Below are 15,614 nucleotides of genomic sequence, written 5' to 3'. Positions count from 1 at the left end.
TGGTTTGCTTCAGTATCATTGTTTTTCTATAGTTTATTTGCTTGCGTGCGTTTTTTAGTAAAATTTCGAAAAAATGCTTATTTGAAGGCAAATAGTATTAGCAATAGTAATAAGAGAAATTCTATTGGTTTAATGCCTTGGAGTATTGTTATTACGCATTGTTGTGGGCTTCCTTGCGCAATGCTTGCGTACATGCTTTTACATATTGTTCGCGATTTTGGATTTGTTCGCGATGATTATTGGTTATTAATGAGATCAACGCTGATTACGTCATATGTGATTATTATCGCGCTTATTTTTGTCAATATTTTTGCAATGCTATTTTGTGCGTACCGAAGTTGCAAGTCTTAGATTATTTAGTAAGAAGTATCGTAGGGATATTATTTGATAGTAGTTGAGATTTTGTTGGTTGTGTTTGATTATTTATCTCTAATTTGACATAACGTACATTATCGGATAAATATCAAGTAAATCTAGTCAAATAATAAGCTCAACCGACAGAAACTGTGCATGTATGTAAAGAAAAAGCCGTTTTCCCGCCAAAAAACGACCGAAACTTTACGAGGGTGTAAAGAAAAAGCCGTTACGACAAAAATTCTGATTAGATTAAGCGAAATATTCGCAAATTGCAGTGCTTAATTCGCTTACGTTATCAATAATTCTGTAAGATCCGTGTGCTTCAAGCTCGCCAGGCTCAGCATAGCCCCAAGCGCATCCCAAGCAATCCAAGCCGCAATCTTTTGCTCCGTCGGCATCAGTCCAGCGGTCTCCAACCATCAAAGCTCTGTCGCCTTTTTCTGGATTGTAATCAATCTCATCAAAAACATAACGAATAACTTGAGTTTTGCTAATGCGCGACATATCTTTGCTAGCGCCATAAATTCCGTCAAGATACTTCGTTAAACCAAAATAATCGCAAATAGGCTTTACTTGATATTCTGGCTTGCAAGATGCGGTTGCTAAATAATATCCAGCTTCACGAAGTTTTGTGAGTTGCTCAAGTATTCCATCGTATACTTTGTTAAGTAGGCATCCTGGAATCTTTTTACCAGGATTATTTGGATCATCAAAAGTTGCTACTTCAGAATAATACTTGCGATACGTAGCAAGTCCCTTTGCTAGCAGCGATTCAGGCACATTATTGCGTTGAAGAGATTCTAAAATTGAAGGACCTATAAAACGATGCATTTCAGCATCGTCCGGAATAGACTGTTTCAATTCTTTCAATGCAAGCTTTGCGCAAGTAATAATACCAGCATCTGACTTTGTTAATGTGCCATCAAGATCAAGCAGAATAATGCGACGACTAGTGCATCCTGAAGTCACCGAGAATTCACTCATAGTCAGGAATCCAGCCCTCATGATGCATTTTTAGACGTTTGTCTAGTAAAGTTTTTAATTCTTCTTCACTACGACGTTCAAGCAGCATATCCCAATGCGTTCTAGAAGGCTTGTTGAAATCATCATCTGGACGATCATCGTCGCCTTCGCGATGTGCAATCGTGCCGCAGCGGCATTCCCACTCTTCAGGAATTTCTGCGCCTTGAGCAAAAGGAAGAATCGTGCGATGTCCCTTTGGGCACACATACACAACATCATTTCGTGCCGCGAAATCTACATTATCGTCAGATTCTAATGATTTCGCACCAATGCTCATACCGCGTAAACTGCGTTCTGCCATAGTATCTCCTTGTGTAGTACTTTATAAAATTACCGAATTGCACGGACTATATATATAAAAACGATTTATATATACAAAATACATGCGTTTTATTTGTATATGCTCATACTTATACATCTGAGTATGCAACAACTCCACGGTTTAATAGTTTTGCAGCTTCATAAGCGCACGAAGAAAGATTTTTATCTACGCCATCTATAGATTGTAAATATTCTCCTGCTGCGAAAAGTTGAGTAAGTAAATCAATAAGACGTTTAGCTTGACGCACGAAATCTCCTCCAGTGCTGTCAGTATTGCGCAAAATTTCAGCTAGATCAGCACCATTAGCCCAATCATACATAATATCTACAGCACCAAATTCAAGCGGTCTTAACGCTGGCAAATGAGCGTCTGCGCATAATGCGCTAGTACGCATAAATAATTCTTTCATTCGCAATACTGTATTAAATATCGCGCCATCCTTGCCGCCTGGATATCGTCTAGGTTCTCCCCCTGCAGGTCCTCTAGATTCATAAACTAATGCAGACAAGCACGATAATAATTCAAGTGGTGAAAGATTATTAAAAATTCCTTCGCAAATAGCTTCAGCAAATACAATGTCTAGTTCGTTATACAACCTTCTTAACAATTGACCGCGCTCAGTAAGGTGCAAAATTTGGTTTTGTGAAGAATCTTCAGATTGTAAATAATCCAAACTGTACAATACGTCACAAATATGGTCAAAAGTTCTAGCAACAGAACCAGTACGAGATTCGTAGCGTTCACGTACTTGATCAAGTTCCTTATGTTCTCTAATCCAATGGTAGCCCCAACGCAAATGTTGTTGAATATCTGCACAACCTGCACACGGATGCGTTCGCTCAGCTTCTTTAAGATTTGCAATAACATCATCCAGCGCTTTAAACGCTGCTGTGCGTTCTGCATCTGTGTGGAATAAAGTATGTTTCAGTTTACGGCGTTGATCGTGTTGAGCTTCTTTAAGCTTCATACGTAATTGTAAGAATTCAGCAAAATCCCCATGTTCGCAGTGGAATGCTTCTTCATAGCCTTTAAGAGCTGTTTCAAGTTCGTTCATGCGATTATGTAAACGTTCAGCAGAAGCATTAGCTTCCCATTGAGCAAAAGAACGATCTAGTGTTGTTCGAGCAGTATCTGCATCGCTTGAGTTCAGCAAATTAACTGCCATATTAAACGTAGGAACGAAGCTGGAATGTAGTGGGTATACGCGTTTACTAGAAAGCGCTGCAGCCTGTTGAGGAACAAAATCAGCATGATCTACAAGAATTGCGTAACCAATATCGTCAATTCCACGTCTTCCAGCACGACCTGTAAGTTGCGTAAATTCTCCAGGTGTAAGAGGTACATGCCCAGTACCGTCAAATTTTACTAGCTTTTCTACAACAACGCTTCGAGCTGGCATATTTAAGCCTAAAGCAAGTGTTTCTGTTGCAAAAACAACTTTAATAAGTCCGCGTTCAAATAGCGTTTCAACAATGTGACGGAATAACGCAATCATACCGGCATGATGTGCTGCAAATCCTTGTTCGAGAGCAAAACGAAAACGCTCAAAGCTTAAAGCGTGTAAATCTTCTTTAGAAAGTTGATTTGCAACCATGCTGTCGACAATTTTACGTATTTCGTACATTTCTTCATCAGATGTAAGTATTAATCCTGCGTTTAAACATTGTTGAACAGCTTGATCGCATCCGGAACGAGAGAATATAAAATAAATTCCTGGCAGCATTCCTAGGTAATCTAATTCGTCAATAACAGCCCAGCGGCGAGGAGTATGTCGTTTCGCGCATTTATCTAACTGTGCAACTCCCCCGTTAATACTGTGCTTCTTACCTTTTCTGTAACGGTATTTGCTATCGCTGTAAGATTCTTTACGGCGACGAGCGCGGTATTCAAATTCATTAAGTTTCCTAGTCAATGCAGGGTTAACGCGCTTAGTTACGTTCCCATTATTGTCATGGTCGTATAAATCGAGTAACTCAGGCTCAGTTACAGAATCCTCTTGAATAACAACATGTCTTTCTAAAGGCACAGGTCTGTGTTCGTCGACAACCAAATGAGTTTCTCCACGCACTGATTCTAGCCATGCAGAAAAATCTTCAACATTTGAAACAGTTGCAGACAACCCAATAATTTTCACTGATTTCGGAAGGTGAATAATAACTTCTTCCCACACAGCTCCGCGGAATTTATCTGCAAGATAATGAATTTCGTCAAGAACGACAAAACCTAAAGATTGCAACGTAATCGAATGCTCGTAAAGCATATTTCTTAAAACTTCAGTAGTCATTACAACAATGTCTGCTTCAGGATTTACAGAAGTATCTCCAGTTAATAACCCTACTCTGTCTGAGCCGTACAGTTCGCAGAAATCGTGATATTTTTGATTACTTAAAGCTTTAATAGGCGTTGTGTAAAAAGCTTTTACATTGCGATTTTGCGCAAGAAATACAGCAAAATCCGCAACAACAGTTTTACCAGCTCCAGTAGGAGCAGCAACTAAAACATTATTGCCATTTTCTAGTGCATCAATAGCATCAAGTTGAAAATCATCAAGTTCAAAAGACAAAGAACGCTCAAATTTAGATGCCATTGAACGCTCGTGCTTCATTGTATTTTTAAAAGCTGCGAAACGTTGTGAAGGAGATAATACTACATCATTCTCATTGCAGTCAGTTGGATTGCTTGATTTATTTTTGCAGTCTTTTTTATGTGATAAATGAGACATAAAAAGTATTAGTCGCTTTCTTATATGCTATAGCTGAATGTCTTCTTCGCGAAGAGATTTTTTATCCCAATGCTGCCATATTTTACGGTGATTTTCGCGAATTTTTTGATGACGCTCAATAACTCTTGCGTGCGTTCGCTCATATCGATTCGTTGCATCTTTAATAGGAAGTGTAAATAATGGATCTCGAGGATTTTCATTATCTTCTTTATTTGGTTCATGCAAACGTTCAAATCTAGAAGAAACGTCTTCGGAAATGCCAAAGCAGACCCTAGCTATTTTTATTGCGCTTAAAACGACAATAACAACTCCTAGCGCTACCATGATCAGCATAAAAACTGTTATGAGTAGCCAAATCCACCAAGGCATTGTTATTCCTCTGTATTCGCATTATCAGCGTGATTAACGCTTAATTCACGTTGAGCGCGAGCAATAATCATACTGCGCAATGTTTCAGGAGCAACAGCTGTAATATGACGTGCGTGAGCAATGCAAAAAGCAACGAACCATGAATCAGAAGAAACAGTAAGATGGACTTTTACTCCGCTGCCACAAGTTTCCATAGTGGCTCCAGAAAGATTCTTCAAAAAGTTCAATTCTGTTTCGTCGGTAATGAAGCAAGTTTCAGTTCCGTTATCAAAGCACCATTTACGAAGTTCACTAACTGGCACATCTGGAATTTCAACTTGAGATACAGGCTCTACAACTTCTGCACGTTCAATACGTGCTACGCGAAGAACTTGCCAAATGCGAGGCAATCCATTCGCTTTATTAATTGTCGTATCTTTAGCAACAAATTCACGTTTATCTTCTGGTGTTTGCTGCTCTACATCAGTCCACACTGCAACATAGTAAACGCCTTCATCAACGTAAATCTTCGACGGTGCAACAATCTTGCGGCGAATACGTCCTGCCCCGTCAGTGTATTCCATATCTAGCAAAGATCCAGAGTTAATAGCACTGCGAACAATAGAACAATTTCGAGGCTCAATTTCGTAACCTGTTAAACTCAGCCATGGAGTTTGACCAGGAAGAACATGACGGCGAAGACGTTTATACAAGGATTCAGCTTGTGTGCGCTGCTCAATAGGCAAAAGCAAGGAATGTGCCAAATAATTAGCAGACGCAGTAAGCATGCTCAAATATTGCTGCGAAATTCCAGCAAGTCTTTCCAATCCTAGAGAATTAGTAGCAGAAACAATTCCCTCGTTCTCAAGAAGAGTCCAATCTATATCAAAGAATTGGCTTCCGGCCATTTCCCCATCGTCAGAAACAGTAGTAAGAGTATTTATATCCTTGTGAAGAATTGTAACAAATCGACGAAGTTCATCATCGCTTTTTGGTCTACCAATAAAACGCTCAGCAAGCTCGTCTAATGGGAATTCCTCTCCAAGATGAGCAGACAAGAAAAGCATCAATCGAAGCCTACGATCTACTTCACTTCCAGTTTGGAATGAAGAGCCTTTTTTGGTATGCGATTTATCAGTGTCGCTATTTTGTTCTTCAATATTTTGCGCTTCTTGTATAGCATCTTCTTCATCTTTTTGCTCATTTTCGTCACATTGAGCAAAATTAACTGCTGCGTGCAAACGGCGATGGAAAGCATCAACTGCTTCTTGAGGGCTTACTACGCTAGATCCAGGATGTTCTAGCACAAACATCGCTAAGTCGTCAGCATCAGTATAAGCAACGTTTAAATGTTCACCATCGACATCCACAGTTGCGGCAAATCTGCGAGAATCAATAACTTTTACCAATGAATCAGGTAGCATTTGTGTTCCAAGACCAGGTGCGATTGAATCCAAGCCTAAGCCAGGAATAGGAGTTTGTGGAACTCTAGGAGCAGTGCGAGAAGTGCGCTGTTGCTCGTGTTGACCTGAATCAAGAGAAGAAATAGACATTGAACGAGCAAGATAATTTGCTGCAGCTAAAACTGGTAATTCAGATTGGTCGAAACGTAAACGTACGCGAGGTTCATCGCCTAATTGCAAACGATAAGACGCAAAGTCTTGACCTTCGGACTTTGAAGAATATTCTGGCTGCCTAGATTCGATTGCAATACCCATAGCAGCAAGCTTTGCGCGATCTCGCTGGAATTGTTTTGCGAATGCTGCTTTAGCTGCTTGATCTGCAAGCTCACCGTACGAATCTGCATATGCCTTTACGCGCTGTGCAATTTGACGCGAAGTCAGCCATTGCGGGAATGCGGAAGACAATACAGCGAGTACATCTAACTCGTGTTTGCCCCATTTGTCGGAAAAACGTCGCCTTCCGTTGCTTCCTTCTACCATTAGTCCTCACGTATCATGTTTGTATCAATTTACTTATGCGCCTTGCATACAAGCGACTACGAAATGCAGCAAAACTTGTGTTGCAATACTGCGCACACCTTTTCTATTTTAATGGTGTTTTGCGGTACGTGTGGACATTTTTTAAAAAACTTCTAATAATTATGTATTTTTTATTCACACGAACATCAACAACGTTGAAAATACGCCATTTTTTCGCGACACGCCATATAACTTTTTTATAGATAATTTTATTTACTATCAATAAAAATCGCATATTTGCAAGAAATCTGCTTTAAACCCAAGAGTCTGGTTCAATTCCTTGCGGTCCCACGAATTCTCCGTTCGGCACATAACTTGGTTCTCCTGTATCTTCTAAAACAGCGTCAGCAAACATTGAAACTTGATTTCCAAATGTCCAATCCCCTCTAATAGTTACTGATTTTGCAGCAGCTAAAGCTGGAACAGAATATGGGAATCTTTCGTTGAAATCATTGATGTTTTTGTAATAACGTGGATCCAAATCAATATCAGGAAATATATAGTTACCATCTTCCATTTCATATGAATCAGTAAGATGGAATCTATCTGATCGCATAATAAATAAGTCATTGGTTGTTTTAACAGGCAAGAAACGCATGCGATCAACTTCTACGCAAATTGCGTCATCAAAAAGTGAAGCTATTGCGCCCATTGCTGTTTCTAATTGCACTACTGGTGTGCTGCTTTCGTCAGTTGGGTCAACAGTTTTGTGATTAAAAATAACAGGCAAAGGCAAAATTCCTTTGTGCTCTTTTAACTTTTTTTCTAGAGCATCTACACGAACCCAAATATTATTTGTGTTGAAGTATGGATGTTTTTTAATGCTTTGTGCGCTTCTACGATCCTCAGGATGAACCTGTGTCATTTCTCGTAGTATTAGTCTTCCTGTTTGCGCGTCCCTAACAATGTGACCGCCCTTACGATCTGCTTGCGTTCGCTTCGCAACCTCAATCATGATAGGTGCGCCAGTATTTTCAAAATGTTGAGCAAGAGTGCGCGACGGTCTAGCACCTAAATTGTCAGAATTTGAAATAAACAAATACTCAATTCCATTTTCTTTAAGAGTATGCAATAAATCAGATTCCCACAGAGTTGAAAAAATATCGCCGTGACCTGGAGGGCACCATTCAAGAGATCGATCTTCCTTGTGAGAAACCGGTTCTCCAGTTTCCTCTACTAATTTTGGTTCTTGATGTTGAATAATTTCTACAGGAATATTGTCTTGCACAAACTTGCGATTGCGTTTTAGTACTTGCAAAGTATCATGAGACGTGCGGAAAGAATTCATGAAAATAAGCGGAAGATTAACTCCTAATCGTTGACGAGCTGTAAGAACTTGTCCAATAATAATATCAATAAAGCGCATTTGGCGAGCTTTATGCCTACGAACTGGTAGTAAAGATTTTGCGCAAGACAAGCCCATAGATGTTCCCAAACCGCCATTTAATTTAATAAAAGCAGTTTTTGCGAATGCGTTAACAGCTTTGTCGTGATCAATAGTTTCGTAAATTTCGTGGAAAGTTGGAACGCTTTTAATAGGCTCAACCGTGCTCTCGCGAATAAACTCCGCAGGCTTATCCCCTGATTTATCTAAATTCCAAGCATTATATAAGTGTTTAAATTGTTCAATAGCAATTTCGCTCATGCCTTGTTCGCGCATCTTTGCAGCGGACAACTCAAACGCGTCATCCATGTAAAAGCCTCCTCGTATGCATGTGACCTTAATAGTTTAGCGATTTGTGCGTCGCTGCGCAAATATTGCTTTTAACGGTTATTTTGAAATACTATTATGATTCTACCAAAGTTAGAAATTGCAAGATAGAAAATAATAAGCGCAGCCAATAATAAATACTGACTGCGCTTATGAGAAATTTGCTACTAAACACCACTAAATATGAAATTTAGTTATTTTCTGCATTGTTGTCATCATTTTCTTCCGGTTCATCTCCAGTTTTTAGATGATGCTCGTCATAGCCTTGCAAGTAACGAGTGTGACGCCAATGGTGAATAGAAGCGTTTGTACCGCGATGATGTACGTGATACTTACGTGGAGTACCACCATAAGGAAGCTCTTTAACTTCGCTAGCAACTGCTATTTGGTTCACATTAGAAGGATCCATAATAGCAATTGGAGCAACAGGCTCTGGTTCTGTTGGAGCGGCAGTTCGATTCTTCAAGTGCGATGGCAACCATTGTGCAAACCAAGACAATGCCAAGCAAATAAGGAAATATATTACTGCTGCAACGCTTAATGTTTGCAAAATATTAAAGTACATTGATCCGAGTCGACGCGATTCCTGAAGCAAATCAGTGTACATAATAATTGAACCAAGTGCAGTATCCTTCAAAACAACTACAAGCTGAGTTACTGCTGCAGGCATCATAGCAATAATTGCTTGAGGCATTTCAATTTGTGTCAATGATTGGTATTCGCTCAATCCTAATGCAAGCGAAGCTTCTCTTTGACCGTTTGGCAAGTTGCCAACACCAGATCTAACAAGTTCTGCAACAACAGAACCGTTATACATAATCAGTGCCAAAACAACAGCCCAGTATGATGATTCTTTCATACCAGAAAGTGCGAATGCTCTCCACAAGAAAATCATAAGCATCAATACTGGTACTGCACGGCAAAATTCTACTACTATTGCGGAAATACTACGAATAATAAAATTAGGTAGTAAACGGCAAAGTCCGAAGAATAAGCCAAATACAATAGAACCAACTACTGCAAGTAACGATGCCTTTAGTGTCATCCATAATCCAGGAAGATAAAAATCAACCCAGGCTTCAGATTCGAGTGCAGGATTCCAAAGTGTCCAAGAAAGTTGGTTTTCTCCCTCTGGAGGATTGCTCAAACGAACGAGAATAGCAATAATGCAAATAACAAAAATGCAACCGGCAATAATATTAGCTATGCGAATTTTCTTAAGAGCTTTTGGACCTGGAGCATCAAATAATAATGATTGTTCACGTTGTTTAGCCATTGTTATCACCTTCTCACAGCAAGTTTATTTGACAAATAAGTAGTCAAAATGCCGATAGGAATGATGAGCATAATGTATCCGCAAGCGAAAATTAAGAAGATTGGCACAATCAAATCTGCATGTTTCTCAATCATTTCGCTCATCATTGTTGAAGTCTCTGTGGCAACTGATGCTGCAGCAGCAACTGTAGAATTCTTAAGCAAAGCAATAAATGTATTACCTAATGGTGCTACTGAACCGCAGAAAGTTTGTGGAAGAATTACTTGTGTTGCAGATTGGAAGAAATTTAATCCAAGAGCGCGGCAAGCTTCTGCTTGGCCAACAGGCACGGTATTAAGACCAGATCTCAAAGATTCGCAAACAAATGCTGCAGTATAAAGCGACAATCCAGCAATTGCCAGCCAGAAGAAATTCACTTCAAAAATTGAGGAGAATCCTATCTTAAGCTGAGCGTAAACGCCTAAAACCATAAAAACCATAATGATGGTAAGTGGCATGTTTTTAAACAATTCAACATAAACTGTAGCAATCATGCGTAATGATGAAACAGGGCAAATGCGCATAGTAACAAGAATTACGCCAATAATTGATGAAAAAAGTACACTCCATAAAGTTATTTCAATATTAACCAAGAATGCTCCTGGAATATTGTAGGAGGTAAATAGCTGCATAAAATCTTGCATATTACTTCTCTCCTTCTTGAGGAATTGGCGGATTATACTTTGCGTTTGGCTTAAAGCCAGTGCCTCGTAAATTGTCGTCTAGAGCTCTTTTCCATGATCCGTTACGAATCATGTCTTTTAAGGCTGCGTTAATTTTCTTAGCTAAGCCTGTATTTCCTTTTTTAATGCCAATTCCGTAATATTCTGCGGTAAATGGCTTGTTTACAAGCTTTAAACGACCTCGAGAAGCGGTTGCTAAACCAGCAAGAATAATGTCGTCGGTAGTTACAGCATCTACAATTCCTGAGAATAATGCAGTTGCACATTCTGCATAACCAGGCTGTTGCATAAGCTGTACCTTTGAAGAGTAACGCTCCTTAATAGCAATTGCAGATGTTGAGCCTGAAACTGAGCATAAACGCTTTCCGTCCAAATCATTTGGACCGCTTACTTTATGCTCATCTTTTCGAACTAGTAAATCCTGGCCAGCAATAAAATATGGTCCTGCAAATGTCACCATTTTTTTACGAGCATCAGTAATGGAATATGTTGCAACAATCATATCGACATCACCGTTTTGAAGCATTGTTTCACGCTGCTTAGATGGTGATTCTTTCCACACAATCTGATCTTCTGAATAGCCGAGCTTTTTGGCAACATACTTAGCAACATCAACGTCGAATCCAACGTAAGTTCCTGATTTTTTGAAACCCAAACCAGGCTGATCGAATTTAATACCGATGCGTATGACTTTTTTACCATCGCTACGATCGCACGCTGTAAGTGGCATAACGCAACATATGGTACAAAGCATCGCTAGTATCGCACGAAAAATGCGATTTTGTAATATTTTCATATCTTTTCCCTTCATAAGAACTGTTTTAAAGTTTCAGAATTTTACTGAAAGATAAAACAAAAAGCAGATTAATGCGTAAGAATCTTGGAAAGGAAATCTTTTGCACGATCAGTTTTTGGATGTTCAAAGAATTCTTCAGGAGTGCCTTGTTCAAGAATTTGACCATCTGCCATAAATACAATTCTGTCAGCTGCCTTGCGTGCAAATCCCATTTCGTGGGTAACACAAATCATAGTCATGCCTTCTTTTGCAAGTTCAACCATGACATCAAGAACTTCATTAACCATTTCCGGATCTAGTGCAGATGTAGGTTCATCAAAAAGCATAACTTTTGGCTGCATAGCAAGAGCTCGAGCAATTGCAACACGCTGCTGCTGACCGCCGGAAAGTTGTGAAGGCATTTTATTTGCTTGATTATCAACTCCGACTCGAGTGAGCAATTCCATAGCAAGAGATTCAGCACTTTGCTGATCCATATGGCGCACTTTCATCGGAGCAAGAATAACATTTTCCAAAATAGTCTTGTTAGCGAAAAGATTAAAGGACTGGAATACCATACCAACTTCTGCTCGCAAAGCTGCAAGTTCTTTTCCTTCTTGAGGAAGTGGCTCACCGTCAATACGTATGTCACCTGAATCAATAGTTTCGAGACGGTTAATTGTGCGACACATTGTCGATTTACCAGAACCAGATGGACCGATAATAACTAGTACTTCGCCTTTGTTAACAGTCAGATTGATGTCTTTAAGCACATGAAGTTTTCCGTAATGCTTTTCGACATGACTTAGTTCTACGAGGGGATTTGCCGCTTTTTGCACTGAAATAGTGCGATTAGTCATATCCTCGGCGTTTGGATTTGACTTTGATACTTGCTTATCCATAACAAGAAGTTTAGCTAACCTGTGTTACGGCTATTTATCACTATCGTTACGTTTTGTAACTCTTACGTTACAAAAAAGCCGTTAATTGTAATCATAAAATCAACAATCAACGGCTTATCAATAACACTTTTTACAAGTATTTCTATTTACTCGTTTTCTTCTGGATCGTAATCAACGCCAGTTTCAGCACGCTGCTCGTCAGAAATCGGAGCAGGAGCGCCGGTTAGAGGATCCCTACCGCCGCCAGCCTTAGGGAATGCAATTACGTCGCGGATTGAGCTTGCGCCTGCCAAAATTGCAGCAGTACGATCCCAACCCAAAGCAATACCAGCGTGAGGTGGAGCACCATACTTGAAAGCTTCAAGCAAGAAGCCGAACTTTTCGTCAGCTTCAGCCTTATCGATTCCAAGAACGTTAAGCACACGATCTTGAATATCGTCGCGGTGAATACGAACGGATCCGCCGCCCATTTCGTTACCGTTGCACACGATATCGTAAGAATCGCTCATAGCGTGCTCTGGATCTTTATCAAACTTATCGATCCAATCAGCAGATGGCATTGTGAATGGATGGTGCATAGAAGTCCACTTTGAGTGACCAACAGCAACGTCGTCATCATCTGGATCATCAGTGCGCTTGAACAGTGGGAAGTCAACAACCCAAGTGAAAGCAAACTCATCTGGGTGAAGCAATCCTGCGCGGCTAGCAAGCTCTACACGAACAGCACCGAGCAAAAGCTGCGAAGACTCGCGGGAGCCTGCTGCGAAGAACACTGCATCGCCATCTTCTGCTCCAACAGCTTCCTTAAGACCTGCGCGCTCTTCTTCACTAAGATTCTTAGCAACAGGACCCTTTAACTCGCCATCTTCACCAAACACAACGTAAGCCAATCCCTTAGCTCCACGCTGCTTAGCCCAATCCTGCCAAGCGTCAAACTGACGGCGAGGAGTTGCAGCACCGCCCTTAAAGAGCACAGCGCCAACGTATGAAGCTTGGAACACGCGGAATGGAGTGTTCTTAAAGTAGTCAGTCAACTCAATAAGTGGGTTTCCAAAACGCAAATCAGGCTTATCGGAACCATACTTATCCATTGCTTCCTGCCAAGTAATACGAGGCAAAGGAAGAGTAATCTCGTGACCAGCTTCCTTCCAAATAGCAGCAATAACGCGCTCTGCCATAGCCATAACATCTTCCTGGCTTGCAAAGCTCATTTCCATATCAAGCTGAGTGAACTCAGGCTGACGATCTGCACGGAAGTCTTCGTCGCGATAGCAACGAGCAAGCTGATAGTAGCGCTCGACGCCAGAAACCATGAGCAACTGCTTTAGAAGCTGAGGAGACTGTGGAAGTGCGTACCAAGAGCCTGGAACCAATCGTGCTGGAACAACGAAGTCGCGAGCACCTTCAGGAGTTGACTTAATGAAAGTTGGTGTTTCAACTTCAGTAAAGTTCATGTCTTCCAAAGCATGGCGGGCAGCCTTAGCCATATCAGAGCGAAGCTTCAAATTGCGCTGCATAGATGGGCGACGCAAATCAAGGTAACGATACTTCAAACGAACATCTTCGCTTGGAAGCTTGTTCTCGGACTCGTTTTCCAAAGCCGTTGAAACCTGGAATGGCAAAGCGTCTGACTTTGCGAGAATAGTAACAGTTTCTGCAACAATCTCAATTTTACCGGTTGCTAAATGATCGTTTTCGTTGCCATCTGGACGCAAGCGAACTTCGCCGGTCACTTGTACAACGAATTCACTACGCAATGGTCGTGCAGTTTCTTCATCGTAAATAACAACTTGCACTAAGCCTGTGTTATCACGGACATCAACAAAGGCGACTCCACCATGATCACGGCGACGATCAACCCAACCAGCGATGGTTACTTTTTGCCCGACTAATTCTTCAGTCACTTCAACGGCATGATGTGTGCGATACGCCGTCTGGCTCATAAGTCCACTTCCTCTACAATCTAATTGATATATTCATTTGTTTCTATTGACATGATTTTGCGCACAATATTCAAGCAAATTTGCAAGAACATTATTTAGCGCAAGAAACTGTCTGCCGGGCATAAACAGTATCCGGTTGCCAAGACGTGGCATCCGCGGTTTCCTGTTCGCCAGTAATAATATTTTTTACTTCATCGTGAGATGACTCTGATTCAGTGCTATCAGCAGGGAACCACACATAAGGAATGCCGAGCTTGTCAGCATATTTTATTTGCTTACCAAGCTTTGCTGCGCTAGGAGCAACATCTGCTGCAATGCCTCGATCTCGTAAAGTTTTAGCAATAGCATTGCATGCAGGACGATCTTCTTCATTCCACACTGCAACAAGTACTGCAGCAGGAGAAACTCGAGAAACAGTAGCTCCTGCAGTGTGAAGCATATAAGAAAGCAGTCGAGACATGCCAATTGAAAGTCCTACGCCTGGATACTTCTTCTTGCCCTGTGAAACTAAATTATCGTAACGTCCACCAGAGCAAATTGAACCAAGAGATGCTGCATTATCAAGGAAAGTTTCGTAAACAGAACCAGTATAGTAGTCAAGTCCACGAGCAATCTTCAAATCAGCAACAACAGCGCCTGGGCGAATACGTGCTGCCTCGTCTACAATCATTGCAAGAGTTTCAACACCTTGAGAAGCTAAAACATAAGACTCGTTATCATCACTTCGAGAAATATTATGCTTATCGCATAATTCGTCGAAACGAGACTTCAACTCATCTCCTGTTTCGGCAGTAAGTTCAGCTAATTCTAAGCATGCATCAGCTTGAGAAGCCGTAGCTCCGCATTCTTTTACCAAAAGCTTGGATACTTCTTCAGCGCCAATTTTGTCTAGCTTATCGATTTCTCGAAGAACTCCCTCGATATCGCTTAATCCAATACCGCGATAAAAACCTTCAGAAAGCTTTCGATTGTTAGCATGAACAGTTGCCTTAGGAAGACCGAACTTACGTAAACGCTCAAGAGCTTCAACCATGACAAGTGGAAGTTCAACTTCGTAGTGTGAAGGTAATTCGCCATTTCCTACGACATCGATATCTGCTTGAACAAACTCACGGAAACGACCTTCTTGTGGACGCTCCCCTCGCCAAACTTTTTGCATTTGCCAGCGCTTAAATGGGAACGTCAAATCACCAGTATGCTCAACGACGTAACGGCTGAGTGGAACTGTTAAATCGAAATGTAAGCCAATGCGTTCTTCTACAGGAGTGTCGGATTCGTGACCAACTTCTTGTAAACGCGACAATAAATAAATTTCTTTACTGGTTTCGCCTTTTTTTAATAAGCTTGAACCCTGTTCTACTGCACGTGTTTCAATTCCAATAAAACCGTTGAGTTCAAACACTTCTCTTAGTGTGTCAATTACTTGCTGTTCAACAGCGCGTTCACTAGGAAGCCATTCAGGGAAACCCGATATTGATGAGCCTTGTACCATGTCCACTATAATAGGTGGTGTTGCGGAAAAATCATGGCT

The 15,614-nt window shown here is 40.8% G+C and carries 13 protein-coding genes; 1 reads left to right on the top strand and 12 read right to left on the bottom strand.

The genetic code is table 11. The annotated features are described in order from the left end of the window. The first annotated feature begins 81 nt into the window (after positions 1-81). Positions 82-351, top strand: a complete 270-nt coding sequence (locus HXT47_RS04140) for a hypothetical protein (RefSeq protein WP_421777327.1) — start codon at positions 82-84, stop codon at positions 349-351. Between the two features lie 255 nt (positions 352-606). Here HXT47_RS04140 and HXT47_RS04135 read toward each other — a convergent pair whose 3' ends face one another. The 12 genes from HXT47_RS04135 to hisS form a co-directional block, all read right to left on the bottom strand. Further along, complete coding sequence (locus tag HXT47_RS04135; protein ID WP_064340295.1) at positions 607-1,341, bottom strand: HAD hydrolase-like protein; 735 nt, start codon at positions 1,339-1,341, stop codon at positions 607-609. Continuing rightward, the gene (locus HXT47_RS04130; protein ID WP_004106625.1) at positions 1,334-1,681 is read right to left on the bottom strand and encodes an RNA polymerase-binding protein RbpA; all 348 of its coding nucleotides are present in this window, start codon (positions 1,679-1,681) and stop codon (positions 1,334-1,336) included. Before HXT47_RS04130 ends, HXT47_RS04135 begins: the two co-directional genes overlap by 8 nt. A 109-nt stretch (positions 1,682-1,790) precedes the next feature. Then, complete coding sequence (locus HXT47_RS04125) at positions 1,791-4,424, bottom strand: DEAD/DEAH box helicase (protein ID WP_421788884.1); 2,634 nt, start codon at positions 4,422-4,424, stop codon at positions 1,791-1,793. A 27-nt stretch (positions 4,425-4,451) separates the two neighbouring features. Beyond that, positions 4,452-4,793, bottom strand: coding sequence for a hypothetical protein (locus HXT47_RS04120; protein ID WP_004574254.1), 342 nt, complete (start codon positions 4,791-4,793; stop codon positions 4,452-4,454). A 2-nt stretch (positions 4,794-4,795) separates the two neighbouring features. Beyond that, the gene (locus tag HXT47_RS04115) at positions 4,796-6,715 is read right to left on the bottom strand and encodes a helix-turn-helix transcriptional regulator (protein ID WP_004106631.1); all 1,920 of its coding nucleotides are present in this window, start codon (positions 6,713-6,715) and stop codon (positions 4,796-4,798) included. 292 nt (positions 6,716-7,007) lie between these two features. Then, positions 7,008-8,447 (bottom strand): UTP--glucose-1-phosphate uridylyltransferase, encoded by a 1,440-nt coding sequence (locus HXT47_RS04110; RefSeq protein WP_004106635.1) that lies wholly within the window; start codon positions 8,445-8,447, stop codon positions 7,008-7,010. Positions 8,448-8,655: 208 nt separating this feature from the next. Then, positions 8,656-9,741: an amino acid ABC transporter permease gene (locus tag HXT47_RS04105; protein ID WP_004106637.1), complete on the bottom strand. Its 1,086-nt coding sequence runs from the start codon at positions 9,739-9,741 to the stop codon at positions 8,656-8,658. A 5-nt stretch (positions 9,742-9,746) separates the two neighbouring features. Continuing rightward, positions 9,747-10,424 (bottom strand): ABC transporter permease subunit, encoded by a 678-nt coding sequence (locus HXT47_RS04100; protein ID WP_004574250.1) that lies wholly within the window; start codon positions 10,422-10,424, stop codon positions 9,747-9,749. 1 nt (position 10,425) lies between these two features. Next, positions 10,426-11,259, bottom strand: a complete 834-nt coding sequence (locus HXT47_RS04095; protein WP_116971043.1) for a glutamate ABC transporter substrate-binding protein — start codon at positions 11,257-11,259, stop codon at positions 10,426-10,428. Positions 11,260-11,327: 68 nt separating this feature from the next. After that, positions 11,328-12,140 carry an amino acid ABC transporter ATP-binding protein gene (locus HXT47_RS04090; protein ID WP_004106646.1) on the bottom strand — a complete coding sequence of 271 codons (813 nt, stop codon included), beginning with the start codon at positions 12,138-12,140 and terminating at the stop codon, positions 11,328-11,330. A gap of 146 nt (positions 12,141-12,286) precedes the next feature. Continuing rightward, the gene (gene aspS / locus HXT47_RS04085; RefSeq protein ID WP_116431675.1) at positions 12,287-14,083 is read right to left on the bottom strand and encodes an aspartate--tRNA ligase; all 1,797 of its coding nucleotides are present in this window, start codon (positions 14,081-14,083) and stop codon (positions 12,287-12,289) included. Positions 14,084-14,174: 91 nt separating this feature from the next. Continuing rightward, on the bottom strand, positions 14,175-15,575 hold the full coding sequence (hisS, locus tag HXT47_RS04080; RefSeq protein WP_004106651.1) for a histidine--tRNA ligase: 1,401 nt from the start codon (positions 15,573-15,575) through the stop codon (positions 14,175-14,177). Positions 15,576-15,614: the final 39 nt, after the last annotated feature.

It is taken from the genome of Gardnerella sp. DNF01205, from assembly GCF_049244135.1.
In the GTDB taxonomy this organism is placed as follows: Bacteria; Actinomycetota; Actinomycetes; order Actinomycetales; family Bifidobacteriaceae; genus Bifidobacterium; species Bifidobacterium leopoldii.
This window is presented reverse-complemented; position numbering and strand designations above follow the sequence as displayed.